Source organism: Rehaibacterium terrae, assembly GCF_014202935.1.
In the GTDB taxonomy this organism is placed as follows: domain Bacteria; phylum Pseudomonadota; class Gammaproteobacteria; order Xanthomonadales; family Xanthomonadaceae; genus Rehaibacterium; species Rehaibacterium terrae.
Genome location: NZ_JACHHX010000022.1, coordinates 19,399 through 42,697, shown reverse-complemented (window position 1 = coordinate 42,697; position 23,299 = coordinate 19,399). Strand labels below are relative to the sequence as shown.

General features: G+C 69.9%; 24 protein-coding genes, 4 tRNA genes and 1 pseudogene. 9 read left to right on the top strand and 20 right to left on the bottom strand.

The annotated features are described in order from the left end of the window. The 13 genes from HNQ58_RS12400 to HNQ58_RS12340 form a co-directional block, all read right to left on the bottom strand. Window positions 1–94, bottom strand: a 94-nt coding sequence (locus HNQ58_RS12400; protein ID WP_005434227.1) for a GTP-binding protein, incomplete at its 3' end; no start/stop codon positions are given. 42 nt (window positions 95–136) lie between these two features. Next, a tRNA-Thr gene (locus HNQ58_RS12395) sits at window positions 137–212 on the bottom strand. A gap of 35 nt (window positions 213–247) precedes the next feature. Continuing rightward, window positions 248–321, bottom strand: a tRNA-Gly gene (locus tag HNQ58_RS12390). 17 nt (window positions 322–338) lie between these two features. Beyond that, window positions 339–424: transfer RNA gene (locus HNQ58_RS12385), tRNA-Tyr, on the bottom strand. 86 nt (window positions 425–510) lie between these two features. Continuing rightward, the gene (locus HNQ58_RS12380) at window positions 511–1,353 is read right to left on the bottom strand and encodes an ion transporter (protein WP_221301292.1); all 843 of its coding nucleotides are present in this window, start codon (window positions 1,351–1,353) and stop codon (window positions 511–513) included. Between the two features lie 9 nt (window positions 1,354–1,362). Then, the gene (ychF, locus tag HNQ58_RS12375; RefSeq protein ID WP_183949241.1) at window positions 1,363–2,454 is read right to left on the bottom strand and encodes a redox-regulated ATPase YchF; all 1,092 of its coding nucleotides are present in this window, start codon (window positions 2,452–2,454) and stop codon (window positions 1,363–1,365) included. 134 nt (window positions 2,455–2,588) lie between these two features. Next, the gene (gene pth, locus HNQ58_RS12370) at window positions 2,589–3,203 is read right to left on the bottom strand and encodes an aminoacyl-tRNA hydrolase (protein WP_183949240.1); all 615 of its coding nucleotides are present in this window, start codon (window positions 3,201–3,203) and stop codon (window positions 2,589–2,591) included. Between the two features lie 48 nt (window positions 3,204–3,251). After that, the gene (locus HNQ58_RS12365; RefSeq protein ID WP_183949239.1) at window positions 3,252–3,908 is read right to left on the bottom strand and encodes a 50S ribosomal protein L25/general stress protein Ctc; all 657 of its coding nucleotides are present in this window, start codon (window positions 3,906–3,908) and stop codon (window positions 3,252–3,254) included. Window positions 3,909–3,998: 90 nt separating this feature from the next. Then, window positions 3,999–5,045 carry a ribose-phosphate diphosphokinase gene (locus HNQ58_RS12360; RefSeq protein WP_183949238.1) on the bottom strand — a complete coding sequence of 349 codons (1,047 nt, stop codon included), beginning with the start codon at window positions 5,043–5,045 and terminating at the stop codon, window positions 3,999–4,001. After that, window positions 5,014–5,089, bottom strand: a tRNA-Gln gene (locus tag HNQ58_RS12355). Before HNQ58_RS12355 ends, HNQ58_RS12360 begins: the two co-directional genes overlap by 32 nt. Further along, entirely contained in the window at window positions 5,068–5,970 is a 903-nt protein-coding gene (gene ispE / locus HNQ58_RS12350; RefSeq protein ID WP_183949237.1) for a 4-(cytidine 5'-diphospho)-2-C-methyl-D-erythritol kinase, read from the bottom strand. The genes HNQ58_RS12355 and ispE overlap by 22 nt, the downstream gene beginning before the upstream one ends. After that, window positions 5,967–6,587 (bottom strand): lipoprotein insertase outer membrane protein LolB, encoded by a 621-nt coding sequence (gene lolB / locus HNQ58_RS12345; RefSeq protein ID WP_343057307.1) that lies wholly within the window; start codon window positions 6,585–6,587, stop codon window positions 5,967–5,969. The genes ispE and lolB overlap by 4 nt, the downstream gene beginning before the upstream one ends. Beyond that, the gene (locus HNQ58_RS12340; protein WP_183949236.1) at window positions 6,584–8,257 is read right to left on the bottom strand and encodes a tetratricopeptide repeat protein; all 1,674 of its coding nucleotides are present in this window, start codon (window positions 8,255–8,257) and stop codon (window positions 6,584–6,586) included. The genes lolB and HNQ58_RS12340 overlap by 4 nt, the downstream gene beginning before the upstream one ends. 80 nt (window positions 8,258–8,337) lie before the next feature. Between HNQ58_RS12340 and hemA the strand changes: the two genes are divergently transcribed. From hemA to ppk2, 4 genes are read left to right on the top strand one after another with little or no spacing between them, the layout of a single operon-like run. Then, the gene (gene hemA, locus HNQ58_RS12335; RefSeq protein WP_183949235.1) at window positions 8,338–9,630 is read left to right on the top strand and encodes a glutamyl-tRNA reductase; all 1,293 of its coding nucleotides are present in this window, start codon (window positions 8,338–8,340) and stop codon (window positions 9,628–9,630) included. Then, entirely contained in the window at window positions 9,602–10,687 is a 1,086-nt protein-coding gene (gene prfA / locus HNQ58_RS12330) for a peptide chain release factor 1 (protein WP_183949234.1), read from the top strand. The genes hemA and prfA overlap by 29 nt, the downstream gene beginning before the upstream one ends. 19 nt (window positions 10,688–10,706) lie before the next feature. Then, a complete protein-coding gene (gene moaB, locus HNQ58_RS12325; RefSeq protein ID WP_183949233.1) occupies window positions 10,707–11,228 on the top strand; it encodes a molybdenum cofactor biosynthesis protein B in 522 nt (173 codons plus the stop codon). Window positions 11,229–11,249: 21 nt separating this feature from the next. Next, complete coding sequence (gene ppk2 / locus HNQ58_RS12320; RefSeq protein ID WP_183949232.1) at window positions 11,250–12,017, top strand: polyphosphate kinase 2; 768 nt, start codon at window positions 11,250–11,252, stop codon at window positions 12,015–12,017. 470 nt (window positions 12,018–12,487) lie between these two features. Here ppk2 and HNQ58_RS12315 read toward each other — a convergent pair whose 3' ends face one another. From HNQ58_RS12315 to HNQ58_RS12305, 3 genes are read right to left on the bottom strand one after another with little or no spacing between them, the layout of a single operon-like run. Then, window positions 12,488–12,754, bottom strand: coding sequence for an acylphosphatase (locus tag HNQ58_RS12315; protein ID WP_183949231.1), 267 nt, complete (start codon window positions 12,752–12,754; stop codon window positions 12,488–12,490). A 13-nt stretch (window positions 12,755–12,767) separates the two neighbouring features. Further along, the gene (locus HNQ58_RS12310) at window positions 12,768–13,274 is read right to left on the bottom strand and encodes a TlpA family protein disulfide reductase (RefSeq protein WP_246417333.1); all 507 of its coding nucleotides are present in this window, start codon (window positions 13,272–13,274) and stop codon (window positions 12,768–12,770) included. Between the two features lie 26 nt (window positions 13,275–13,300). Then, entirely contained in the window at window positions 13,301–14,572 is a 1,272-nt protein-coding gene (locus HNQ58_RS12305; RefSeq protein ID WP_183949229.1) for a YihY family inner membrane protein, read from the bottom strand. A gap of 229 nt (window positions 14,573–14,801) precedes the next feature. Here HNQ58_RS12305 and wrbA point away from each other — a divergent pair, with 229 nt between their 5' ends. From wrbA to HNQ58_RS12285, 4 genes are all read left to right on the top strand, one after another. Next, window positions 14,802–15,401: an NAD(P)H:quinone oxidoreductase gene (gene wrbA / locus HNQ58_RS12300; RefSeq protein ID WP_183949228.1), complete on the top strand. Its 600-nt coding sequence runs from the start codon at window positions 14,802–14,804 to the stop codon at window positions 15,399–15,401. After that, window positions 15,398–15,739: a DUF2069 domain-containing protein gene (locus HNQ58_RS12295; protein WP_183949227.1), complete on the top strand. Its 342-nt coding sequence runs from the start codon at window positions 15,398–15,400 to the stop codon at window positions 15,737–15,739. The genes wrbA and HNQ58_RS12295 overlap by 4 nt, the downstream gene beginning before the upstream one ends. Window positions 15,740–15,880: 141 nt before the next feature. Continuing rightward, window positions 15,881–16,369: an asparaginase domain-containing protein gene (locus HNQ58_RS12290; RefSeq protein WP_183949226.1), complete on the top strand. Its 489-nt coding sequence runs from the start codon at window positions 15,881–15,883 to the stop codon at window positions 16,367–16,369. 366 nt (window positions 16,370–16,735) lie between these two features. Beyond that, entirely contained in the window at window positions 16,736–16,930 is a 195-nt protein-coding gene (locus HNQ58_RS12285; protein WP_183949225.1) for a YgaP family membrane protein, read from the top strand. A 353-nt stretch (window positions 16,931–17,283) separates the two neighbouring features. Here the strand turns inward: HNQ58_RS12285 and HNQ58_RS12280 are convergent, their stop codons facing one another. Further along, entirely contained in the window at window positions 17,284–18,102 is an 819-nt protein-coding gene (locus HNQ58_RS12280; protein ID WP_183949224.1) for an enoyl-CoA hydratase-related protein, read from the bottom strand. A gap of 389 nt (window positions 18,103–18,491) precedes the next feature. After that, window positions 18,492–18,968, bottom strand: a complete 477-nt coding sequence (locus HNQ58_RS12275; protein WP_183949223.1) for a hypothetical protein — start codon at window positions 18,966–18,968, stop codon at window positions 18,492–18,494. 153 nt (window positions 18,969–19,121) lie between these two features. Here HNQ58_RS12275 and HNQ58_RS12270 point away from each other — a divergent pair, with 153 nt between their 5' ends. Next, the gene (locus tag HNQ58_RS12270; RefSeq protein WP_183949222.1) at window positions 19,122–19,541 is read left to right on the top strand and encodes a hypothetical protein; all 420 of its coding nucleotides are present in this window, start codon (window positions 19,122–19,124) and stop codon (window positions 19,539–19,541) included. Window positions 19,542–19,647: 106 nt separating this feature from the next. Here HNQ58_RS12270 and HNQ58_RS12265 read toward each other — a convergent pair whose 3' ends face one another. Both HNQ58_RS12265 and HNQ58_RS12260 read right to left on the bottom strand, forming a co-directional pair. Next, the gene (locus HNQ58_RS12265) at window positions 19,648–20,916 is read right to left on the bottom strand and encodes a S8 family serine peptidase (RefSeq protein ID WP_183949221.1); all 1,269 of its coding nucleotides are present in this window, start codon (window positions 20,914–20,916) and stop codon (window positions 19,648–19,650) included. Between the two features lie 507 nt (window positions 20,917–21,423). Further along, window positions 21,424–23,121 (bottom strand): annotated as a pseudogene (locus HNQ58_RS12260) (S8 family peptidase); the annotation flags it as partial. Between the last annotated feature and the right edge of the window lie 178 nt (window positions 23,122–23,299).

The following is a 23,299-nucleotide window of genomic DNA, read 5'->3' as shown; positions in this document are numbered from 1 at the left end:
GCGCGGCAGTCAGCGTGGTCTTGCCGTGGTCGACGTGACCGATCGTGCCCACGTTCACGTGCGGCTTGGTGCGCTCGAATTTACCCTTGGCCATGGCGAAAAACGTCCGGTGATTTGGAGTGGATGGGATGGGAGGTGGTGCTCACGACTGGAATCGAACCAGCGACCTCTTCCTTACCAAGGAAGTGCTCTACCGACTGAGCTACGTGAGCGCCGAATTGTTCGCCCCGCATGGAAGAAGGCCCAATGGAGCGGGAGACGGGAATCGAACCCGCACCATCAGCTTGGAAGGCTGAGGTTCTACCATTGAACTACTCCCGCGCCGGGAGGCGTGCATCTGGTGGAGGGAGGTGGATTCGAACCACCGAAGGCGTAAGCCAGCAGATTTACAGTCTGCCCCCGTTGGCCGCTTGGGTATCCCTCCGGAAAAGAGCCGCTTATTTTGTCCGAGTAGCGGGCCGACGTCAACGGCTGGTAGCAGCGGGAACGTCCCTGCGCGGCCGGCCAGGCTCAATCGCCCCGCCGCAGCCACTCGCGCAGCTCGGAAACCTCGCGCCGCAGCGCCCGGATTTCGTCTTCCAGGGCAGCCGCCTCCTCCTGGGTCACGGTCCTGACCGCCTCCACGGTGCGGACCTGCTGGCTCTCCTGCAGGGTCTGCATGGTGTTGACGATCACCGCGATGAACAGGTTGAGCATGGTGAAGGTGGCGACCAGGATGAACGGCACGAAGAACAGCCAGGCCCAGGGATAGGCCTCCATGACCGGCCGGGCGATGCCCATCGACCAGCTCTCCAGCGTCATCACCTGGAACAGCGTGTACAGCGAAGCCCCCAGGCTGCCGAACCAGTCCGGGAAACTGCCGCCGAACAGGCTGGTGGCGATCACGCCGAACACGTAGTAGAGCAGTCCGAGCAGGCCGGCGATCGCGGCGATGCCCGGAATGGCGTGCAGCAGCGCCTCCACCACGAAGCGTAGCTGCGGCATCATCGAGGCCAGCCGCAGCACGCGCAGCACGCGCAGGGCGCGCAGCACGGCGAACGGGCCGGCGCTGGGCACCAGCGCGATGCCCACCACCACCAGGTCGAACACGTTCCAGGGGTTGCGGAAGAAAGCACCACCGCGGGCGACCAGCTTCAGGCCCAGCTCGACCACGAACACGGACAGCGCCAGGCGGTCGAAGGCGTGCAGCCAGCCGCCGGCGACGGCCACCACCGCCGGCGAGGTCTCCAGCCCGAGGGTGATCGCGTTGAGGACGATCAGGGCGATCACCAGCCGCTGCACCGGCGGAGAATCCACCCACACCGCCAGCCGCGCGCGCCAGCCGCCCCCGGATTCACGGAGCATGCCGTCCATGTCCAGGCCTCAGACGTTGAAACGGAAGTGCAGCACGTCGCCCTCCTGGACCAGGTAGTCCTTGCCCTCCAGGCGCAGGCGGCCGGCCTCCCTCGCCCCGGCCTCGCCGCGGTACCTGATGAAGTCCTCGAACGAGATGGTCTCGGCGCGGATGAAGCCCTTCTCGAAGTCACTGTGGATGACGCCGGCCGCCTGCGGGGCGGTGGCGCCCTTCTTCACCGTCCAGGCGCGGACCTCCTTCACGCCGGCGGTGAAGTAGGTCTGCAGGCCCAGCAGGGCATAGGCGGCGCGGATCACCCGGTTCAGGCCCGGCTCGTCGAGGCCCAGGTCCTTCAGGAACTCGTCGCGGTCGGCGTCGTCGAGCTGACTCATCTCCTCCTCGATGGCGGCGCACACCGGCACCACCTCGGCGCCCTCGCCCGCCGCCCGCTCGCGGACGCGATCCAAGTGCGGGTTGTTCTCGAAGCCGTCCTCACGGACGTTGGCGACATACATGACCGGCTTGAGGGTGAGCAGGAACAGGTCGCGGACCAGCGCCTTGTCCTCCGCCGACAGGCCCAGTGCGCGGGCCGGCCGCCCCTGGTCCAGCCCCTCACGCAGACGGGCCAGCACCTCCTTGCGGGCGATGGCTTCCTTGTCGCCGGCCTTGGCGGCCTTCTCGGCGCGTTGCCAGGCTTTTTCCACCGACTCCAGGTCGGCCAGGGCCAGTTCGGTGTCGATGGTCTCGATGTCGGCGATCGGATCGACCCGGCCGGACACGTGCACGATGTCGGCGTGCTCGAAGCAACGCACCACGTGGGCGATGGCGTCGACCTCGCGGATATGCGCCAGGAACTTGTTGCCCAGCCCCTCCCCCCTGCTGGCGCCGGCGACCAGCCCGGCGATGTCGACGAACTCGACCGAGGTCGGGATCACCTTCTGCGGCTTGACGATCTCGGCCAGCTGGCCCAGCCGCGGATCGGGCACCGGCACCACGCCCACGTTCGGGTCGATGGTGCAGAACGGGAAGTTGGCCGCGGCGATGCCGGCCTTGGTGAGGGCGTTGAACAGGGTGGACTTGCCCACGTTGGGGAGTCCGACGATGCCGCATTTGATTCCCATCAGGGGCTCCGGGGTTCGTGATTTCGGGACCGGGGACCCGGGACCGGGGGCCCGGGCAAAAGCATGTGCAGGTTCATGGCGGGATGCATGGCGAAGGACCGCAGACCACGACACGACATGTCGCACCGCCAGACTCAGCCGCCCCGGGTCCCGGGTCCCCGGTCCCCGGCTCCGGCGGCGGTATGCAGCCGCTTCATCGCCTCGTTGAAGTCACCGGCCACCGCCAGCGGCAGCACCGCCAGGGCATCGTCCACGGCACGCAGCATCGCGGCCTCGTCGTCCTTGCCCGGGCGCCCCAGCACCCAGGGGGTGACCTTGTCCTTGTGGCCGGGATGGCCGATGCCGATGCGCAGCCGATGGAACTTGCCGTGGCCGAGGTGCTGGATGATGTCGCGCAGGCCGTTCTGGCCGCCGTGGCCACCGTCGAACTTCAGCCGCGCCGCGCCGGCGGGCAGGTCCAGTTCGTCGTGGACGACCAGGCACTCGTCGGGAGCGATCTTGAAGTAGCGCAGCGCGGCGGCGACCGACTGGCCGCTGCGGTTCATGAAGGTGGCCGGCTTGAGCAGCCAGACCGTCCGCCGGCCGATGTCGGCCTTGCCGCTTTCGCCATGCAGCTTGGCATCCAGCCCGAAGCGCACCCCGGCCTGCCCGGCCAGGGCGTCCAGAAACCAGAACCCGGCGTTGTGCCGGGTTCGGGCGTATTCGGGGCCGGGGTTGCCCAGCCCGACGATGAGGCGCAATCCAGCCATCGCGGCGAAGCCGTCCCGGCCGCCAGATGCGGCCGGGAGCGGTTCGGCTTACTTCTTCTCGGGTGCCTGCTGCTTGGTGGCCGGCACCTCGGCCGACACCTCGCCCTCGGCGGCCGGCTCGGCCTCGACGCGGGCATGCTTGGCGACCACCACCGCCACGTCGTGCTCCTTGCCGAGCTTGAGCTCAGGGATCGTCACGCCGGCCGGCAGCTTGACCTGCGACAGGTGGACGATATCGCCGACCTGAAGGTCGGACAGGTCGAGCTCGATGAACTCCGGCAGGTCCTTCGGCAGGCAGCTGACCTCGATCTCGTTGAGCTCGTGGGTGATGACCACGCCCGCCGCCTTGCCGGCCGGCGACTTCTCCTGGTTGAGGAAGTGCAGCGGCACCTTCACGCGCAGGGTCTCGTTCTCGCTCACGCGCATGAAGTCCAGGTGCATGATCTGCGCCTTGTACGGATGACGCTGCATGTCGCGCAGCAGCACCTTCTGGACCTTGCCGTCGACGTCCAGGTCGAGGATGGCCGAGTAGAACCATTCGTTCTGGCTGATATGCCACAGCGCGTTGTGCTCGAGCTGGATGCTCTGCGGCTCGGCGTGCCCGCCGTAGACGACGGCCGGCACATAACCCGCGCGACGCAGGCGGCGGCTCGCACCTTTCCCCTCGTCGCCACGGGCGGTGGCGGTGATCTTGTGTTCGGACATGAGTTTCTACCTTCGTTGAAGTGGCCTTGCGGCCGGGGCTCCCCCGCGACCAGGGGAGTGCTTGCCGGCGGACGGAACTCCGCCCGCCGGTCAATCCACGTAGAGCGAACTCACCGACTCGCCGAAGGCGATCCGGCGGATCGTCTCTGCCAGCAGCTCGGCGACGCTGAGCTGGCGGATGCGGCCGCAGGCGCGGGCCGCCTCCGACAGCGGGATGGTGTCGGTCACCACCAGCTCGTCGAGCTGCGAATTGGTCAGGTTGCTGATCGCCGCGCCCGACAGCACCGGGTGGGTGCAGTAGGCGACGACCTTGCATGCACCGTTCTCCTTCAGTGCTGCCGCCGCGGCGCAGAGCGTGCCGGCGGTGTCGACGATGTCGTCCACCAGCACGCAGGTCTTGCCGGCAACGTCGCCGATGATGTTCATCACCGTGGCGACGTTGGCCTTGGGCCGGCGCTTGTCGATGATCGCCAGCTCGGCGTCGTCCAGCCGCTTGGCGATCGCCCGGGCGCGCACCACGCCGCCGACATCGGGGCTGACCACGATCAGGTTGCCGGTGTCCTGGTTGCGCCAGATGTCGGCCAGCAGCAGGGGCGAGGCGTAGACGTTGTCGACCGGGATGTCGAAGAAGCCCTGGATCTGGTCCGCGTGCAGGTCGACGGTGAGCACGCGGTCGGTGCCGACCGCGCTGAACATCTTGGCCGCCACCTTGGCCGTGATCGGCACCCGCGCCGAGCGTGGGCGGCGATCCTGGCGGGCGTAACCGAAGTACGGCACCACCGCGGTCACCGAGGCCACGCTGGCGCGCTTGAGCGCGTCGATCAGCACCAGCAGCTCCATGAAGTTCTCGGCGGTCGGGGCGCAGGTCGGCTGGATCACGAACACTTCCTGCCGACGCACGTTCTCCTCGATCTCGACCTGGGTCTCGCCGTCGGAGAAACGGCTGACCAGGGCCTTGCCCAGGCGGATGCCGAGCTCGCGACAGACCGCCTGCGCCAGCGGGCGGTTGGCGTTGCCGGTGAAGACGAGCAGCCCGTCGTTTTTCACTGTATCCACCTGTCGCGCCCCGCAGGGCCGGTTGCCGTCGATGAGTTCCGTGCGCCGATGGCAGGGGCGGTAGGATTCGAACCTACGCATGCCGGGATCAAAACCCGGTGCCTTAACCGCTTGGCGACGCCCCTGCGTAACCCTCCGGAGCGCGCCGCGCGGCCAGCGCGTCGAGCAGCGGCGAGCGCTCCACGCCGGCCGCTAGCCAGGCGCGCAGACCCGCCGGCAGCGCCGCCAGCGCGGCTTCGGCCTGCGCCCGCGACCCGAAGGCCACGAAGCAGCCCGCGCCGGTGCCGGTCAGGCGCGCCGCGCCGAAGCGCGAAAGCGCCGACAGCGCGGCATCCACGGCCGGCTCGCGCCGACGCAGCACCGCCTCGAAGGCATTGCCGAGCTCGGCTCCGGAAACAAAGTCAGTTATTGTCGCCGGCGGCGCATCCCGCGTCAAATCAGGCGCTTGGAACAGCTCGCGGGTCGGCACCGTCACGCCCGGGTCGACGATCAGGTACCAGGCGGGCGGCAACGCGATCGGGGTCAGGCGCTCGCCCACCCCTTCGGCCCAGGCGTTCTCGCCACGGACGAACACCGGCACATCGGCGCCCAGCGCCAGGCCGATGCCGGCCAGCCGGTCCGGACCCAGCGCCGTGCCCCACAGCCAATCCAGCGCGCGCAGCGTCGTGGCCGCATCCGAGGAGCCGCCGCCGAAGCCGCCACCGGCGGGAATGCGCTTGACCACTTCGATGTCGGCGCCGAGCGTGGTGCCGCTGGCCGCCTGCAGGGCGCGGGCGGCGCGCACGGCCAGATCGGCATCCTCGCTGATGCCGGCCAGTCCGGCCAGACGGCGGATCCGTCCGTCGGCACGCACCCGCAGGCGCACCGTGTCGCCCCAGTCCAGCAGCCGGAACACCGTCTGCAGCAGGTGATAGCCATCGTCGCGGCGGCCGGTGATGCGCAGAAACAGGTTGAGCTTGGCCGGCGCCGGCCAGTCGCTCCAGCCCATGTCGCAGGCTCCGCTCATGGCCGGGCGGAGACATCCGGGGCCGGCCAGTCCCAGCGGTCGACGGTCAGCCGCACCCGTGCATCGCCGCGGCTGGCGAACACACGCAACGGGCGCGGCGGCGCGGCGGCGGCATCCCAGAGCCGGTATTCGACCCGCCAGTCGTGCTGCAGCAGCAGGGCCGGCAAGCCCTCGGGCCCGAATTCCAGCGCCGCCGCACCGGGCGCGCGCGCGCCACGCACCCAGGCGGCCAGGGCCTCGACCGGGATCAGCCAGCCGGTCGCCTCCCACAGCAGCCGCTGCGGGTCGTCGCCCTCGCGCGGACCGCCGTCCAGGCCCTCCAGCCGCACCACGCCGCCCCGGCGCAGCAGCCGCCAGCTCTGCCGCGACACCGGCGCGCTCAGGCGGATGTCGAAATCGTCGCCATCCTGGAACCAGTCGATCCGCCCGCTGCCGCCGTCGCGGCCGTCGGACACGGCGATGCGGCCGGTCAGCGCCCAGGCCGGCATCCCGGCCAGCGTCGCCTCGCGGGCCGCCTGGGCGGCCAGCAGGGCGGCGTCGGGCGCGCGCCGCGCCGGCGTCGGAGCGCAAGCGACCAGCGCCGCCGCCAGAGCGAGCGTCGCGAACGCGCGGATCACGGCAGAAAGCGCTCCAGCGTCTCGCGCAAGGCGCGGTTGTCCGGATCCAGTGCCCTGCCCTGCTCCCAGATCGCGCGGGCGGCCTCGTGTTCGCCGGTCACCCACAGCACCTCGCCGAGATGGGCGGCGATTTCGGCGTCCTGCATCATCTCGAAGGCGCGGCGCAGGTGGCGCAGCGCCTCCTCGACCCGGCCGAGCCGGTACAGCACCCAGCCCAGGCTGTCGATGATGGCCGGATTGTCGGGATCGGCCGCATAGGCGCGCTCGATGTAGCCCAGCGCCTCCTCATGGCGGTCGGTGCGGTCGGCCAAGGTGTAGCCGAGGGCGTTCAGCGTTTCGGTGTTGTCCGGGTCGAATTCGAGGATGGCGCGCAGGTCCGCCTCTGCGGCGGCGATGTCGTCGAGCCGTTCGTGGGTGAGTGCGCGGCCGTAGAGCAGGCGCGGATCGTCCTCGAAGATGGCCAGCCCGCGCCCATAGACGGCCAGCGCCTCGTGGTACTCGCCGCGGCGGGTGTGCAGCTCGGCCTCCAGCAGGTAGCTGTCGCGCACCAGTTCGCCGTCCTCGTCCTCGGACACCTGCAGCTCGCGCAGCTGGCGCACGGCGCCGTCGATGTCGCCGGCCGACTCCAGCACCAGCGCGATCCGCAACCGCGCCTGGCCGCGCGCCGGACCGGCCGGCACACTGCGATACCAGCGCAGGGCCTCGTCGCGACGCTCCAGATGTTCGGCCAGCTGACCGAGCAGCAGACGCCGCAGTGGATCGGGGCGTTCCGTGCCCGCCGCCTGGATCTCCGCATACAGGGCAGCCAACCCTTCCTTGTCGCCGGCGCGCGCGAGGTAGGCCGCGCGGGCAGCGTACAGCTGGTCGTCCTGCGGCCCGCGGGCCAGCGCCTCGGCGGCCGCGCGCGGGTCGCCGAGGCGATCGAACTCACCGGCCGCGGCCAGCCGCAGCGCGGTGTCCTCGCCGGCGTGCTGCAGGATGCGGCCGATCGCCGCCCGCGCCCCCTCGTCGTCGCCGGCCTGACGAAGCTGGCCGGCCTTGAGCAGCCAGGCGCGCGGCTCGTCCGGGAAGCGCGCCACCACCCGCTCGACCACCCGCAGCGACAGCTCGCGGTGGCCCAGCTGCTGCGCCAGACCGCCGAAGGACAGCCAGGCCTGCAGCTCGTCGGGCAGAGCATCGGCTTCGAGCAGGCGGGTCATCACGCCGTGCGCGGTGTCGGCGGCGCCGGCGGCGACCAGCGCCTGCATGGCGCGCCGCCAGCCATCGTCGCCCGGGTGACGGTAGAGCCCCCTGAGCGCCTCGAAAGCCTGGTCGGCCTGCCCCTGCCGCAATGCCAGGGTGGCGCGGGCCGCCAGCGCACCCTGCGACTGCGGGTCGAGCGCCAACCAGCGCTCCAGCGCCGCCGCGGCCAGCTCGGCGCGGTTGGCGAGCAGCGCCACCTGGGTGGCCCGCTCGGCCACTGCCACGTCCCCGGTCGCGGTGGCCGCGACGAGATAGCGCTCGGCCGCCTCCGACAGACGCCCGGCCTGCAGTGCGAACTCGCCGGCGAGAACCCCCTCCAGCACGACCCCGGGATCGGCCTTGGCCGGCGGCTGGGCGGATACCGCAAGGCAGGTCAGCAGGCTGGCCGCGAACAGCGGCAGCAAACGCTTGAATTTGCGCAAAGTCATGGCTCCGGGGGCGCCACCGGCTAGAATCCGTGCCGGACAGTCATCACTTCGGGAAGCTTACCGCATCCCTTCCTGCGCGCATGGCGCTGATCAGCCTCGGCCTCAACCATCAGACCGCCCCCCTCGCGCTGCGCGAGCGGGTGGCCTTCGCGCCGGACGCCATGCCGGACGCGCTGCGTTCGCTGCTGTCGGTGCCGGGCGTGCAGGAGGCCGCGCTGCTGTCCACCTGCAACCGCACCGAGCTCTACGCCAGCGTCGAGGACGGCGCCGAGTCGCGCGCGCTGCAATGGCTGGCCGACCATCACGCCCTCGGCCGCGACGCACTGGAAACCTACCTGTACCGGCACGTCGACGCCGAGGCCGTGCGTCATCTGTTCCGCGTCGCCACCGGACTTGACTCGCTGGTGCTCGGCGAACCGCAGATCCTCGGCCAGGTCAAGGACGCCTGGCTGGCCGCGCGCGCGGCCGGCGCCCTCAAGACGCCCCTCGACCGGCTGTTCCAGCACTGCTTCTCGGTGGCCAAGCGGGTGCGCACCGACACCCGCATCGGCGCCGCACCGGTGTCGGTGGCCTTCGCCGCCGTGCGTCTCGCCCAGCAGGTGTTCTCCGAACTCGACCAGGCCACGGTGATGCTGATCGGCGCCGGCGACACCATCGAGCTGGCCGCGCGCCATCTGGTCGATGCCAAAGCCAGGCGGCTGCTGGTCGCCAACCGCACCCTCGAGCACGCCCAGGCGCTGGCCAGCCGCTTCGGCGGCTACGCCCTGCCGCTCAGCGACCTCCCGCAGCACCTGGCCGAGGCCGACATCGTGATCTCGGCCACCGCCAGCCGCGAACCGGTCCTGCACCGGCCCCAGGTCGAACAGGCACTGGCCGCGCGCAGGCACCGGCCGATGTTCATGCTCGACCTGGCCGTGCCGCGCGACATCGAGCCGGCGGTGGCCGAACTCGGCGATGTCTACCTGTACACCGTCGACGACCTCGAACAGGTCATCGAGGAAAACCGCCGTTCGCGCCGCGAGGCCGCCGACGAAGCCGAGGCCATCATCGAACTGCAGGTCGAGCACTTCATGGCCTGGTGGCAGGGCGCCGCCCGCCAGGACACGCTCAAGAAGCTGCGTGCCCGCGGCGAACTCGTCCGCGCCGAGGTGCTGGACAAGGCCCGCCAGCAGCTCGCCCAGGGCCGCGACCCGAATGCGGTACTGGATTTCCTCGCCCATACGCTGACCAACAAGCTGCTGCACGCACCCACCAGCGCGCTGCGCCAGGCCGCCCTGTCCGGCGACCTGGACCTGTTGCGTGCCGCCGAGCGGCTGTTCGACACCCAGGACGCGACCCCGCCCGATGACGCCCAATCTCCGCCGCAAGCTTGACGCCCTCGCCGAACGCCGCGAGGAGGTCGGGCGGCTGTTGGCCGAGCCGGACGTCCTCGCCGACGGCAAGCGCTACCGCGACCTCTCGCGCGAGTACGCCCAGCTCGAGCCGCTCGCCGAAGCGCTGACGGCCTACGACCAGGCCCAGCGCGACCTCGCCGCTGCCGAGGCCATGCTGCGCGACCCGGAAATGCGCGAACTGGCCGAGGAAGAAATCCCCGTCGCCCGCGAACGGCTGGACAGGCTCGAACGCGAACTCGGCCTGCTGCTGATCCCGAAAGACCCGCGTGACGAGGCCAACCTGTTTCTCGAAATCCGCGCCGGCACCGGCGGCGACGAGGCGGCGATCTTCGCCGGCGACCTGTTCCGCATGTACGCGCGCTATGCCGAACGCCGGCGCTGGCAGGTCGAAGTGCTCTCGGCCAGCGAGGGCGAGCACGGCGGCTACAAGGAGATCATCGCCCGCATCGAGGGCCGTGGCGCCTACTCGCGGCTGAAGTTCGAGTCCGGCACCCACCGCGTGCAGCGCGTGCCGGCCACCGAGTCGCAGGGCCGCATCCACACCTCGGCGGCGACGGTGGCGATCCTGCCCGAGCTCGACGAGATCGACGAGATCGAGATCCGTGACGCCGACCTCAAGATCGACACCTTCCGCGCCTCCGGCGCCGGCGGCCAGCACGTCAACAAGACCGACTCGGCGATCCGCATCACCCACCTGCCGACCGGCATCGTGGTCGAGTGCCAGGACGAGCGCAGCCAGCACAAGAACCGCGCCCGCGCCCTGTCGCTGCTCAAGGCGCGACTGCTCGACGAGGAGCGGGCGAAGCAGACCGCCGCCCAGGCCGCCTCGCGCCGCCTGCAGGTCGGCAGCGGCGACCGCAGCCAGCGTATCCGCACCTACAACTTTCCCCAGGGCCGCATCACCGACCACCGTGTCGAAGGGCTCACGCTCTACCGTCTGCCGGAGGTGATGGAAGGCGACCTCGACGAACTGATCGACCGCCTCACCGTCGAGCACCAGGCCGACGAACTCAAACTGCTCACCGAAGCGGCCTGAGCCGCACAGGACACCCCTCATGAGCGCTACCACCGACTTCATCCCGCTCAACCTGTGCGTGCTGACCGTCTCCGACACCCGTACCGCGGACAACGACAGCTCCGGCGACTACCTCGTGGCCGCGCTGGGCGAGGCCGGCCACCGGCTGGTCGAGCGCGCGCTGCTGCCCGACGACATCTACCGATTGCGTGCGCTGGTTTCGAAATGGATCGCCGACGAGGGCGTGGACGGCGTACTGGTCACCGGCGGCACCGGCTTCACCGGCCGCGACTCCACGCCCGAGGCGCTGCTGCCGCTGCTGGACAAGCCGATGCCCGGCTTCGGCGAACTGTTCCGCGCGATCAGTGTCGACGAAATCGGCACCAGCGCACTGCAGTCGCGCGCCTTCGCCGGCGTCGCCAACGGCACCTTCGTGTTCTGCCTGCCCGGCTCGACCTCGGCCTGCCGCACCGGCTGGGAAAAACTGATCCGCGCCCAGCTCGACGCCCGCACCCGCCCCTGCAATCTCGCCGGCCTGCGCCCGCGGCTGCGCGAGCGCTGACCGTCCCGGAGGAGCCGCGCGATGAAGAAGAAGGACTACGAAGCCCACCTCGAACCGCTGCAGCTCGAACTCAATCAGCTCGCCCGCTGGCTGCAGCACACCGGCAAGCGGCTGGTCGTGCTGCTGGAGGGCCGCGACACCGCCGGCAAGGGCGGCACCATCAACGCCATCACCGCCACGCTCAATCCACGCCAGGTGCATGTGGTCGCACTGGCCAAGCCGACCGAGCGCGAGCGCGGTCAATGGTACTTCCAGCGCTATGTCGGGCATCTGCCCGCCGCCGGCGAGATCGCGCTGTTCGATCGCAGCTGGTACAACCGCGCCGGCGTGGAGCGGGTCATGGGCTTCTGCAGCGAGAGCGAGTACACGCGCTTCCTGAAGCAGGCCCCGGTATTCGAGAAGATGCTGGTCGAGGACGGCATCCTGCTGTTCAAGTACTGGCTGGCCGTGGACCAGGCCCAGCAGGAGGCGCGCTTCGCCGAGCGCGCCGCCGACCCGCTCAAGCGCTGGAAGCTCTCGCCGGTCGACCTCGCAGCGCGCGAAAAGTACCGCGAGTATGGCCAGGCGCGTGATGCGATGTTCGAGGCCACCCATACCCGTCATGCACCGTGGTACGTGGTCGACTTCAACGACCAGCGGCGCGGCCGGCTGACCCTGATTCGCCACCTGCTCGACCACCTGCCCGACCTGCGCCTGCCCGAGTCGCCGGTGACGCTGCCGCCGCTCGCGGGCAAGCCGGCGCGCGAGCGCTTCACCGGCCCGGTGAAGCCGATCCGGTCGCGGTATTGAGGCCGGGCCCCGGAAACCGCATTCGATCACGGCCGTTCCCAATGGGGTGGGGCCACGCGCAGCGAACGCACAGCGGGCATGACCCGGGCTGGCTCCGGGCGACGGAGTCCAGCGCCGCGTGCCGCGGATCGCACGCCCCTCATCCATGTGTATGACGGCTGAGGTGGCGCGCTCACCTTTGCCATCACCAGCGGCGCAGGCCAGACCACCTTCTGGCCAGATTGCAGACGCCCGCGGCTGACCATGCTGCCCGGCGCCCAGTGCTGTGGTGCGAACTCGGGTTCCACCGCTGTGGCCACCCCGACCATGGCCGGCGGTGCACCTGCGACGGGGTGCCGTCTGCGCATCGACCCGCAGCATGCGGCTGCCGGTGGCGGACCGGCGCAGGCGGCATGTCAGCCGGCCGGCGTCCCGGCGTGGCGCACCTCGGCGCAGCCTCGCCACGGCTCACCGCAAACGCATTCCGGCCCTCAGGCGGTGCGGAAGCCCTCGGTCACCTCGGCCTCGGCCGGCTCGCGGGCGACGTCCTCCACATGGGCGCGCTCGGGCCCTTTCCACAGCCAGCGCTCGAGGGCGGCGATGGCGCCGTCGTCACCGACGGCCAGCACCTCCACCCGCCCGTCGGGCAGGTTGCGCGCATACCCCTTCAGGCCCAGACGCTCGGCCTGCTCGCGGGTCGAGGCGCGGAAAAACACACCCTGCACCCGCCCGGTGACATAGAAGCGCACTGCCTGCATGGCTCGTCCTCCCTCAGCCGCGCACCGGATGGGCGGCAATGGCCTCGGCCAGCTCCGCGGACGTGACCGGCCCGAGGAACTGCCTGGCCACCGTGCCGTCCGGCGCGATCAGATAGGTCATCGGCAACCCGCGCGGCGTGTCGAAGGCCGCCGGCGGGTCGTAGACATCGACGATGGCGATCGGATAGCTGGCCGGCACCTTGCGCAGGAAGGCACGCATGTCGTCCGGCTCGATCTCCTCGTAGGCCAGGCCGATCACCGTCACGTCCTCGCGGCTGTCGTGAAAGGCGGACAGGTCCGGGATCTCCTTCAGGCAGGGTGCGCACCAGGTCGCCCAGAAATTGACCACCACCCACTGGCCGCGGTGCCCGGCGAGATCGAAGCGGCCGTGATCCAGGGTATCGATCGCCAAGGCCGGCCCCGCTCCCGCTTCGGTTCCGGCGACCGCGGCTTCGGCCACCGGCGCGGCGGTCGCATCGTCGGCCGCGCGGTCGGCACAACCGCCCAGCAGCAGGAGCATGAAAAGGGCGGAGGCAGGTCGCTGCGTCATGGGTGATCGTCCTCGATGTCTCTCAACAGACTGCCGACCGGGCGCTTGAGTTCAGCCCGCAGCGGCAGCCGCAGTTCGTCCAGCGCCGCGGCGGCGGCGCAGCCCAGCGGATCGTCGCGGCAGGGCAGGCGCGCCTCGGCCACCGGGATCCGCAGCCGGGCAGTTTCGTACAGCTCGGCCAGCGGCACCTGGTCGAGATCGCGCGCCAGCAGCCAGCCGCCGCCTTCGGCACGCCGGACGATGCCGGCACGCGCCAGATCGCCCAGCATACGCTGCATCAGATCGTCGGTCAGGCTCGGCTCCAGCCGGTGCAGGGTGTCGCTGTCCAGCACCGCGCCGCGGCGGTGCGCCTGGCGGAAGCGCCCGAGCAGACGCAGCAGCCCGAACAGTTCGTAGCCGGCCGGCAGCCGCATCGCCACCGGCTGGAAGCGGAAGGCCGAGAGCGAGGCGGCGAAGGAGGCGCCCAGCAGCACCACCACCCAGCTCAGGTAGACCCAGAGCAGGAAGATCGGGATCGCCGCCAGCGCACCGTACAGCACCTGGTAGGAAGGCACGCTGCGCAGGTACAGCGCGAAGGCGTACTTGGCCGCCTCGAACAGCGCAGTCGCCAGCGCGCCGCCGGCCAACCCGTGCCGGAAGGCGACGGTGCGGTTGGGAATCACCATGTAGGCGAGGGTGAACACGACCAGCTCGATGCCGACCGGCACCGCCCGCAGCAGGCGGTCGACGGGCTGCGGCACCGCCGCCGCACCCAGCGAGCCGGCGTAGAGATAGGAGGTGAAGGCCAGCCCGGCCACGGCCAGCAGCACGCCCAGCGTCAGCGCCGCCCAGTAGACCAGCAGGCGGGTCAGCGGCGGCCGCGCCGTCTCCACGCGCCAGATGCGGTTGAAGGTGCTCTCGATGCCGGCCAGCACCAGCGCCGCCGAGACGATCAGCGCCAGCACACCGGCCAGCGTCAGCCGGCTCGCACCCTCGGCGAAACGCAGCAGGTAATCCTCGACCGCGCGTGCCGCCTCCGGCACGAAGTGGGTGAACACGAAATCGCCGAGCTGCCCGGTCCACTGCTCGAACACCGGGGACACGGAGAGCACGCCGAAGGCCACCGCGGTCAGCGGCACCAATGCGAACACCGTGGTGTAGGCGAGCGCGCCGGCGGTCTCGAAGCAGCGGTCGTCGAGGAAGCGCTGCCAGAGGAAGCGCGCGAACGCGCGCCAACGCTCCCGGCTCTGGCGCCCCCACCAGTCGATGACCTGCTCGCGGATCGGCATCGCACAAGCCTAGCAGTCCGGGGCGGGCTGGAGCGAAGGAGCGTGGACGGCTGCACGTGGAGCCGGCACCAGAGCCAAAGCCTGAAGCCAAGTCCAAAGCACGCACGGATCCGTGCGTGCTCTGGATGTAGTGCTTCGGGTGCCGTGCTTTGCATCTCTCGCCCGGGTTTCACAGGCTGTCGGCGGCGGACGGTTGGCGGCCCGCCACCGTCCCCGTACCCTTTAGGCGATGAGCGAGATCCTGATCCTGTACTACAGCCGCGGCGGTTCGGTGGCGCAGCTGGCGCGGCACATCGCCCGCGGCGTCGAGGAAGTGCCCGGCATGCAGGCACGCCTGCGCACGGTGCCGCCGGTGGCGCCGGTGACCACCACCGCTGCGCCGCCGGTGCCAGAGGACGGCGCACCCTACGTAGAGAAGCGCGACCTGGCCGAGTGCGCCGGCCTGGCGCTCGGCAGCCCGACCCGGTTCGGCAACATGGCTGCGCCGCTCAAGCACTTCATCGACACCCTCGGCGCCGAGTGGGCCTCGGGTGTGCTGGTCGGCAAGCCGGCGGCGGTGTTCACCTCCACCGCGACCATGCACGGGGGGCAGGAATCCACCCTGCTGTCGATGATGATCCCGTTGCTGCACCACGGCATGCTGCTGGTGGGCATCCCCTTCACCGAGGCGCCGCTCAACACCACCCGCAGCGGCGGCACGCCTTACGGCGCCAGCCACGTCGCCGGCGCCGACGATGACCTGCCGCTCAGCGACGATGAAAAACACCTCGCGCGCGCGCTCGGCCGCCGCCTCGCCGAAACCGCGCGCCGCCTGGAGGGCGGCGCATGAACGCACGCCGCCTCGCACTGCTCGCGCTGCTCGCCAACCTCCTGCTGCTGCTCGCCTGGTATGGCTGGCTGGCACCGGCACGCACCTTGCCGGCCGGCTTCGTGCTCGCGGTGATGCTGGCGCCGGGCCTGCCCGCCCTCGCACTGGCTGCGCTGCGCCATCGCAAGGCGGCGTTCTGGGCCAGCCTGGGCGCATTGTTCTGGTTCAGCCATGGCGTGATGGAGGCCTGGACCGAGCCGACCGTCCGCCATCTGGCGCTGACCGAAGTCGCCCTCAGCCTGCTGATCATCGGCGGCGCCAGCTGGGACGGGCTGCGCGCCCGCTTCGCAGCCCGTTGAAGAACGCACAGCCTGTGCGTTTCAAGTCGCAATGCGAGCCCCCTTGGCTCGGCCGACAGGTTGTCCTCGACAGGCTGTTGGGCCGCAACCCGGCCTGACGCCGGCCGTATAATCCGCCCGCCCCGACTCCCGCCCACTGCCATGGATCAGCTCTGCATCGTCACCACCGGCGGCACGATCGACAAGATCTATTTCGACGACAAGTCCGATTACCAGGTCGGCGAGCCGCAGATCGGCCGCATCCTGGAGGAGCTTGGCGTCGCTTTCCGCTTCACGGTGATCCCGATCCTGCGCAAGGACTCGCTGCACATCAGCGAGGCCGACCGCCAGCTCATCAAGCAGACCATCGCCGCCCAGCCGGCGAAACACGTACTGGTGACGCACGGCACCGACACCATGGTGGACACCGCCCGCGTGCTGGCCGAGATCCCGGACAAGACCATCGTGCTCACCGGCGCCCTCAACCCGGCGCGCTTCCGCGGCTCGGACGCCGAGTTCAACATCGGCACCGCCGTCGGCGCGGTGCAGTCGCTGCCACCCGGCGTGTACATCGCCATGAACGGCCGCGTCTGGGATCCGCGCAAGGTGCGCAAGAACGTCGCCGCCAACCGTTTCGAGGCGGCCGAGTAGCATTATGCGTCCGGGTGCGCTGCTCGCCGCCGTCCTGCTGCCGGCCTGATCAGCCTGCTCACGCCTGAACCGCCCCCGGTTTCCCGGACACGCCTGAGGGCGTCATTCACGACCGCCATGCGCTGCATCAGGCCGCGGTGATCCCGACGCACCCACCTGCGCCGGGCTGCGGTGGCCGTGCCGGCCCACCATGCAGTGCTCGCTGTACACCGTCTGCCATGCCGGCAGCGCCTGGCGCAGCTGACCTGTCGGCGCGCCGCTTGGGGCGATCGAGGAAGTCAGTCACCGGCATGTCGCGGTATGCTGGCCCAGCGTTTCAACCATGCCACGCGGTAGTCGCGCGGCAGGCAACCGAGGAGAGCTGGCATGAAGGCAAACGTTGGCGGTATCGACCGCATCTTGCGTATCACCCTGGGCTCGGCCCTGATCGTGTGGGCTGCCGCGCTGGGAGGACCGGCCTGGGCCTGGATCGGCATCGTTCCTCTGCTCACCGGGGTAACCAAGTTCTGTCCGATCTATCCCATTTTCGGTATCCGCACCTGCTCGTCCGACAAGTCGTAAGCGGGCGTATCGGAGTTTGAACGCCCCTTTCGGGGCGTTGGCGGGCAGGCGTCGGCGACGTGCTCGCCGGTTGCGGCTCGCACCGGACGTGCATGCGCGGGGTTTCGGCATCGCGTCGTAGAGTTTTCGTCCTCGCTCACGCGGCTGGCAGATCGTCTCGGGCATGTGCAGGCGGTGCGCGACCTGCTGCTGCGGCTCTCTCGAAAACTTCGAGGTGTCCGCAAGCCAGGGATGGCTTGCTCGCGACCGGGCACACAACTGCCTGATCGGCGAAGGCGAGTCCGGACATGCGTGGGCTGCTCGACTCGAAAACCACCCGCCGCCAGGAGGGTGGTTTTCAAGGTTCCCGGAGTTCAGCGGCCGCGGAAGACCGGCGTGCGCTTTTCCATGAAGGCGCGCATGGCCTCGGCGAAATCCTCCGACTGCATCAGCAGGCCGTTCAGGGTGGCGGCCTCGCGGTTACCGCGATCCACGCCGGCCGCGAGGCGCGCGTTCATCACCTGCTTGATGCCGGCCACCACCAGGGGTGGATTCACGGCGATACGCGAGGCCAGCGCCAAGGCCTGGCTGCGCAGTGCCTCGGCATCCTCACACAGATGGTTGATCAGACCAATGCGCACCGCCGTCTCGGCATCGATCTCGTCGCCGGTCAGGGCCAGTTCGCGCGCCCAGCCTTCGCCGACCAGATGCGGCAGGCGGGTGCAGCCGCCCAGGTCGGGCACCATGCCCACCTTGACCTCGCGCAGGGCAAAGCGCGCGCTGCGCGCAGCCAGGCGGATGTCGCAGGCGGCAATCAGCTCGACGCCGGCGCCGATGCACCAGCCCTCGATGGCCGCGACCACAGGCAGCCTTCCCTGGGCCAGTGCATCGAAGCCGGACACCATCCGCCGCGCCAGCTGGATGATCGCAGCGCGTCCGGCGGCACCGTCCTCCAGCACGCTGCCGATCTCGGCACCCATGCCGGGCAGATCGAGGCCATAACTGAAGTGACCGCCATCGCCGCGCAGGATCAGGCAGCGCAGTTCGGCATCGGCATTGAGCGTGGCCACCGCATCCGGCAGTTCGCGCCACAGGTCCGGCCCCATGGCATTGCCTTTGCCGGGGCCGATGAGCACCAGTTCGGCCATATGCGGGGCAGGGCGGTCGATGCGGAGCGATCGGTAGTCGGACATGAGGGCCTCGTGGTCGGGGTTGCAGTCGGCACAGTGTGAGGGAACTCCGGCCTGCGGTCAGCCGCTGGCGTGCGCTACGCGGAGCTTTTGGGTGCCATCAGGCAATCGTTGTTCGCACCACCCCTCCCACATCCCCCTGCATGCGGGTCCGCACCTGTCGTTTCGCAGCAGTACGCCACCGGGCACCGTCATGCGCACGATGCAGAGCAGCCGCTCCTCGACCTCACCCTTATGGAACCCCTGATCAATTCAGAGGTCCCACCGGCCTTGGATGACCGGCTCGCGAATCAAGCACGCAAGTGCTTGATTCGCCAAAGCCGCGTCCGGACATGCGCCGGACGCGGCGTGGGCTGGCAAGCCCAGGATGGGCTTGTTCAGACACTCCTTGATCAGGGGTGCGCTCTAACCTTTGCCGGAATCTTGATTTCCTTTCCCGTCCCGGGCTTGCGTGGCGCACTGTCGCCGTTTGGCGACGACGCCAGGATGAAGCGCAGGACGTAGTCGCCCTCCGGCACGTCGCTCCCTGCGGCAACCGTTACCGCCAGATCCAGGGGCTCCAGCGCGGAAGTGGAGCCGTCAGTCCTCTGCAGAGGGGTTATCGAAACGATCCCGCGCCGGATGTCCTTCTTGTCAATGCCGCGAGCTCTGGACTCCAGCTGGGCCGGGTCAATCAGGACGATGATCTTGTCGGGGTGGGCCTCCGGGGTGGGCTCCTCTTCCTCCCGGGGTGGGTCCATCCTTTCCTCGGGCGGGGTCATGAGGACCACCCGTTCCCCCTCTATCTTGAGGGTGGCGGGCTCGTTCAGGTTCTGGATACGCACCCGCAGGGTCTGGGTCTCCAGCGGGCCCAGCTCGAGGCGCTCCACGTCCGTGCTCAGGGTGGGCTCGGCGGCCGGACTACCTACAGCAACCTTTTTGCCAGCAGGTCGTTTTGGAAGCGGCTCGCTACGCTGGGGCGACTCTAGCTGGGTATGCGAGCCATTGGCACGGGCCGGAGCGCCCTGGCTGGCCGAAGCGTCTTGACTGACACCGAATGCCAGCATCGCGACGACGCTACTCACAACAAACATTTCCTTGAAGGTATGTCGCAAACCTCTCATGTGACACCTCCTGGGAAAAACCTCCTGCGGCACAGCAGGCGCACTTCAAGTATGGAAAAAAAATTCAAACAGGAAATTCAAACGCCCTTTGCCAGCCTGGCGGGCAGACCACGGCCACGCAAGCTGCCGGCTGCCGGCGACTGCCGTGGCTTCGCGGGCACGCAGCGCGACGTGCGCGTGCTGGAGGCACGCCAAATCGCCGGTGCGCCGTGGTGGCGGATCCAGATCCTCACCCCGCATTGCCAGGCGGGCGAGGGCGTGGCGCTGGCGGGCGGCTGGATTCCCGCCCACGGCCGCGAGCGGCGGCCCAGCGTCTGGTTCCGGTCGCGCGGCTGCTGAGGCCACAGCCCGGCGCGCCCATTGGCGACACTGCAGTCGGTGAGGGAGAAGAACGGGGCCCGTCGCCGGGCCCCGTTGCTGCGGCCGGAATCGACTTGCGCCAACCTCAGTAACCGCGGACGTCGAGGAAGTCCTCGTCGTGCGGCTTGCCGCTGGTGTTGCTGAAGCCGACCGTCGATTCGGCCGTGCTCAGCAGCATCGCGCGCAGGTTCGCAAAGGCGCTGTAGTTGGCGCTCTGCGGACTGGACTTGAGCAGCAGCGCGAGTGCGCCGGCCACGTGCGGCGATGCCATCGAGGTCCCGCTCATGGTGGTGGTGCCGCCACCGGTCCTGGTGGAGAGAATGCTCACGCCCGGCGCGGCAATGGCCACCGGCGCCGAGAGCTTCACCGTCCACGACGCCGCATCGTCGCCCCAGTTGGACCAGCTCGGCCAGTTGTCGCTGCTGCTGGTCGCGCTGACGGTCACCACGGCATCGTCGTAGGCCGCCGGCACCGCCCCCGCCGCGTCGGCGCCGTCGTTGCCCGCCGCCACCGCGAACACCACGCCGCTGCGCGTGGCGTTGCAGATCGACTGGTGGTAGCTGTCCGAGCCGCTGAAGCCGGACGCCGTGCAGGTGCCGGTCTTGGAGCCCGAGCCGCCGAGGCTCATGTTGGCAATGACCGGCTTGCCGTACTTCTGCGCCTCCGCGGCGACCCAGTCCACGCCCTTGATCACGCCCGAGCGCGAGCCCGAGCCGTTCTTGTTCAGCACCTTGACCGCGTACAGATCCACGCCGGGGGCGACACCGACGACGTCGACGTCGTTGTCCAGCGCGCCGATCGTGCCGGCGACGTGGGTGCCGTGGCCCTGGTCGTCGTGCCAGGGCGCCGGGCAGCGGCCCTTGCAGGTCTCGACGGCATAGCCGCCCTTGACGTTGAGATCGCGGTGGGTCGGATCGATGCCGGTGTCGAGGACATACACCCGGATGCCGGCGGCGGTGTTCGGGTTGGTGTCGGCGCCGATGCGGCTGATGCCCCAGGGCGTGGTCTGGGTCGAGGTCGCGCTGTCGCCGCCGCCGCCGAACGGCGGGGCCGCGAGATGGACCGGCTGGTCGATCTCGACCGAAGCCACGCGCGGGTCGGCGCGCAGCACGGCCAGCCGCGCCTCGGGCACGCTGGCCGCGAAGCCGGTCAGCACCGTGCCGTAGGTGAAGCGCGCCTGCACGCCGTGACCACGCGCGACGGCGGCGGCATGGGCATGGTTCTTGGCCGCCGCTGCCGGCCCGGCATGGTCCTTCAGGCTGACGATCACATCCACGAACCGCTCATTGGCCGCGAACGCCGGGCCGATGGCGAGACCGAGAACGACCGCCGACGCCAGAATGCTCTTCTTCATTTCCACTGTGTGTCCCCAAGAATGATTGGTGTGAGGGATGTCATGACGCAGTCCCTTACCCGGGCCTGCCCGTTCCTTCGGCCCGGCCGGGTCGCATCGGCAGCGCCCCCCATGACGGCTGCCGACGCGCCCGGTATCCCGCTGACCCGCTGGGGGTCGTGACCGACCGGCCCGGACTCAGGGCCGCTTCAGCCAGAAGTCGTAGCTGCCGCTGCCCGAGTAGGACACGATCCGCCAGTAGTAGTAACCGGCGGTGCCGCTGTAGCTCAGGTACTCGTCGGAACTGCTGCTGGCCGCCCGCGCCACCCGGCTCCAGCTGCTGCCGTTCCAGCGGTACAGCTCCAGATCGAAGTCGCTGCCGGCCGGGCCCTTGAGCCAGCCCTCGTGGACGCCGGAGACGGTCGACTGGTAGTGGGTGCCGTCGGGCTGGATCTGCGAGCTGCCGCTGCCGGAGAGCGAGCCGCTGTACTTGGTGCAGCCGGTGCACGGCGCGCTGCTCGGCGGGGTGAAGCTGCCGGTCAGGCTGACGCCGGAGAAGCTGGAATAGGCCTTGACCCGGACATGCCAAGTGCCGGCCGCGGGGGTGGCGAAGCTGCAGCTCTCGTTGTTGCCCGACTTGTATGGACGGCAGTCGTAGCTGCTGTCGGTCGGTGCGCTGCCGTACTTCACGTACAGGTCGGCATCGCCGGTGCCGCCGCTGATCGCGAACTGCAGATTGGTGGCGCCGGCCGGCACCTGCATCGTGTAGTTCAGCGAGTTGCCGGTGCTCGCCGCCAATCCGGTCACCGGGACGCCGTTCTGCAGCTGGTTGTTGCCACCGCCGCCGATCGCCGCGTTGACCGCGGCCAGGGCATCGACGATGCCGGCACCGCAGCCGCCCGAACAGGCGCCCGGCAGCGGGCGCGCGGTGTCCTTGAGGATCTGCTCGACCTGGGCCGGGGTCTTGGGCGCCACGCTTTGCATCAGCGCCACGATGCCGGCCACGTGCGGCGTCGCCATCGAGGTGCCGTTGTAGGCGGCGTAGCTCTCGCTGCCCGGCGTGGTGGTGCCCGAATTGAGCGTCGACCAGATGCCCACGCCCGGCGCCGAGACGTCGATCAGGCTGCCGTAGTTGGAGAAGCTGGCGCGCGCGCCGTTGCGGTCGGTGGCCGCCACCGCGATCACGTTGTTGCAGTTGGCCGGACGGGCGTTGGACACGTTGACGTTGTCGTTGCCGGCGGCGACCACCACCACGCTGCCGCGGTTCACCGCCGAATCGATGGCGGCCTGGTAGGTCGAGCCGCAGCTGCCGCTGCCGCCCAGACTCATGTTGATCACCTCGGCCGGCGTGGCGTTGGCGGGCACGCCGCTGACGCTGCCGCCGGAGGCCCACACGATCGCGTCGGCGATGTCGGACAGCGAGCCGCCGCAGCGACCGAGCACGCGCACGTGCTGGATCTTGGCCCCGAAAGCGACGCCGGCCACGCCCTTGGCGTTGTTGGTGACCGCGCCGATGGTGCCGGCGACGTGGGTGCCGTGCCAGCTCGAGTTCTGCGCCGGGTGGGTGTAGCCGCACTCGTTGGCGCTGACCCAGTCGCCTTCGTCGCGGGGGTTGGAATCGCGTCCGTTGCCGTCGCGCGCCGTCGTCGAACTGCTGATGAAGTCGTAACCGGCGACCGTGTTGCCGTCCAGGTCGCTGTGGGCGGTGCTGCCGGTATCGAGCACGGCGACCACCACGCCGCTGCCGGTGCTGCGGTCCCAGGCCGCCGGCAGATTCACCCCGCCGGTGGCCTCGAAGTAATGCCACTGGTCGGGATAGCGGGTGTCGTTCGGCGTGAGCAGCGGACGCATGACCGCGTCCGGCTCGACGTATTCGACGTTCGGATTGCGCGCCAGCGCGCGCATCAGGGCCTCGGCGGCCTGCGGCGGCAGCTTCGAGGAGACCTCGACCAGGTCGGCCCCGATCGCCAACCGGCGCAGGTGGCCGAGTTGGAGCCCTTGTCCGCGGGCGGCGGCGGCCAGCACCCGCTCGCGTGCGCCGGCTTCGGCGTGTTCGGGGGTTCCGTCGCGGAACTTGACGATGAAACGGTCGTACGCAATGCCCTCGGCGAGGGCGTCCAGATGAATCCTCGCGCCGTCGTCGCCGGCGAAGCCGAGCGCGGAAAACGCGAACAGGGTGGCGGCCGCAAGCGACTGCAGCCGCAGGGTGCGGGTGGATTTGCGCATGTCGATGTGTGTCCCCAAAAGTGTTTGCCGTGCCGTTCGCGGCGCGCGCCGCGACGGATGCCGCTCCGGGTTCCCTCGACGCGCCCTGTCCCCTGCCCCGTGGTCCGCCCTGTCGTTATGTGAATCTGGGCCGACCCCGGCGCATGGCGCGTCCCCGGACCACTCCTCCCGATCCCGG

Bases quoted from the DNA above. Each gene is read 5' to 3' on its own strand.
- ychF (WP_183949241.1), bottom strand. From the start codon at position 2,454: ATGGGAATCAAATGCGGCATCGTCGGACTCCCCAACGTGGGCAAGTCC.
- HNQ58_RS12265 (WP_183949221.1), bottom strand. From the start codon at position 20,916: ATGAAGAAGAGCATTCTGGCGTCGGCGGTCGTTCTCGGTCTCGCCATC.
- wrbA (WP_183949228.1), top strand. From the start codon at position 14,802: ATGAGCGAGATCCTGATCCTGTACTACAGCCGCGGCGGTTCGGTGGCG.
- HNQ58_RS12310 (WP_246417333.1), bottom strand. From the start codon at position 13,274: ATGCTCCTGCTGCTGGGCGGTTGTGCCGACCGCGCGGCCGACGATGCG.
- hemA (WP_183949235.1), top strand. From the start codon at position 8,338: ATGGCGCTGATCAGCCTCGGCCTCAACCATCAGACCGCCCCCCTCGCG.
- HNQ58_RS12340 (WP_183949236.1), bottom strand. From the start codon at position 8,257: ATGACTTTGCGCAAATTCAAGCGTTTGCTGCCGCTGTTCGCGGCCAGC.
- HNQ58_RS12295 (WP_183949227.1), top strand. From the start codon at position 15,398: ATGAACGCACGCCGCCTCGCACTGCTCGCGCTGCTCGCCAACCTCCTG.
- HNQ58_RS12365 (WP_183949239.1), bottom strand. From the start codon at position 3,908: ATGTCCGAACACAAGATCACCGCCACCGCCCGTGGCGACGAGGGGAAA.
- HNQ58_RS12290 (WP_183949226.1), top strand. From the start codon at position 15,881: ATGGATCAGCTCTGCATCGTCACCACCGGCGGCACGATCGACAAGATC.
- pth (WP_183949240.1), bottom strand. From the start codon at position 3,203: ATGGCTGGATTGCGCCTCATCGTCGGGCTGGGCAACCCCGGCCCCGAA.
- ispE (WP_183949237.1), bottom strand. From the start codon at position 5,970: ATGAGCGGAGCCTGCGACATGGGCTGGAGCGACTGGCCGGCGCCGGCC.
- moaB (WP_183949233.1), top strand. From the start codon at position 10,707: ATGAGCGCTACCACCGACTTCATCCCGCTCAACCTGTGCGTGCTGACC.
- HNQ58_RS12280 (WP_183949224.1), bottom strand. From the start codon at position 18,102: ATGTCCGACTACCGATCGCTCCGCATCGACCGCCCTGCCCCGCATATG.
- HNQ58_RS12360 (WP_183949238.1), bottom strand. From the start codon at position 5,045: ATGCGTAGGTTCGAATCCTACCGCCCCTGCCATCGGCGCACGGAACTC.
- ppk2 (WP_183949232.1), top strand. From the start codon at position 11,250: ATGAAGAAGAAGGACTACGAAGCCCACCTCGAACCGCTGCAGCTCGAA.
- prfA (WP_183949234.1), top strand. From the start codon at position 9,602: ATGACGCCCAATCTCCGCCGCAAGCTTGACGCCCTCGCCGAACGCCGC.
- HNQ58_RS12380 (WP_221301292.1), bottom strand. From the start codon at position 1,353: ATGGACGGCATGCTCCGTGAATCCGGGGGCGGCTGGCGCGCGCGGCTG.
- HNQ58_RS12305 (WP_183949229.1), bottom strand. From the start codon at position 14,572: ATGCCGATCCGCGAGCAGGTCATCGACTGGTGGGGGCGCCAGAGCCGG.
- HNQ58_RS12285 (WP_183949225.1), top strand. From the start codon at position 16,736: ATGAAGGCAAACGTTGGCGGTATCGACCGCATCTTGCGTATCACCCTG.
- HNQ58_RS12315 (WP_183949231.1), bottom strand. From the start codon at position 12,754: ATGCAGGCAGTGCGCTTCTATGTCACCGGGCGGGTGCAGGGTGTGTTT.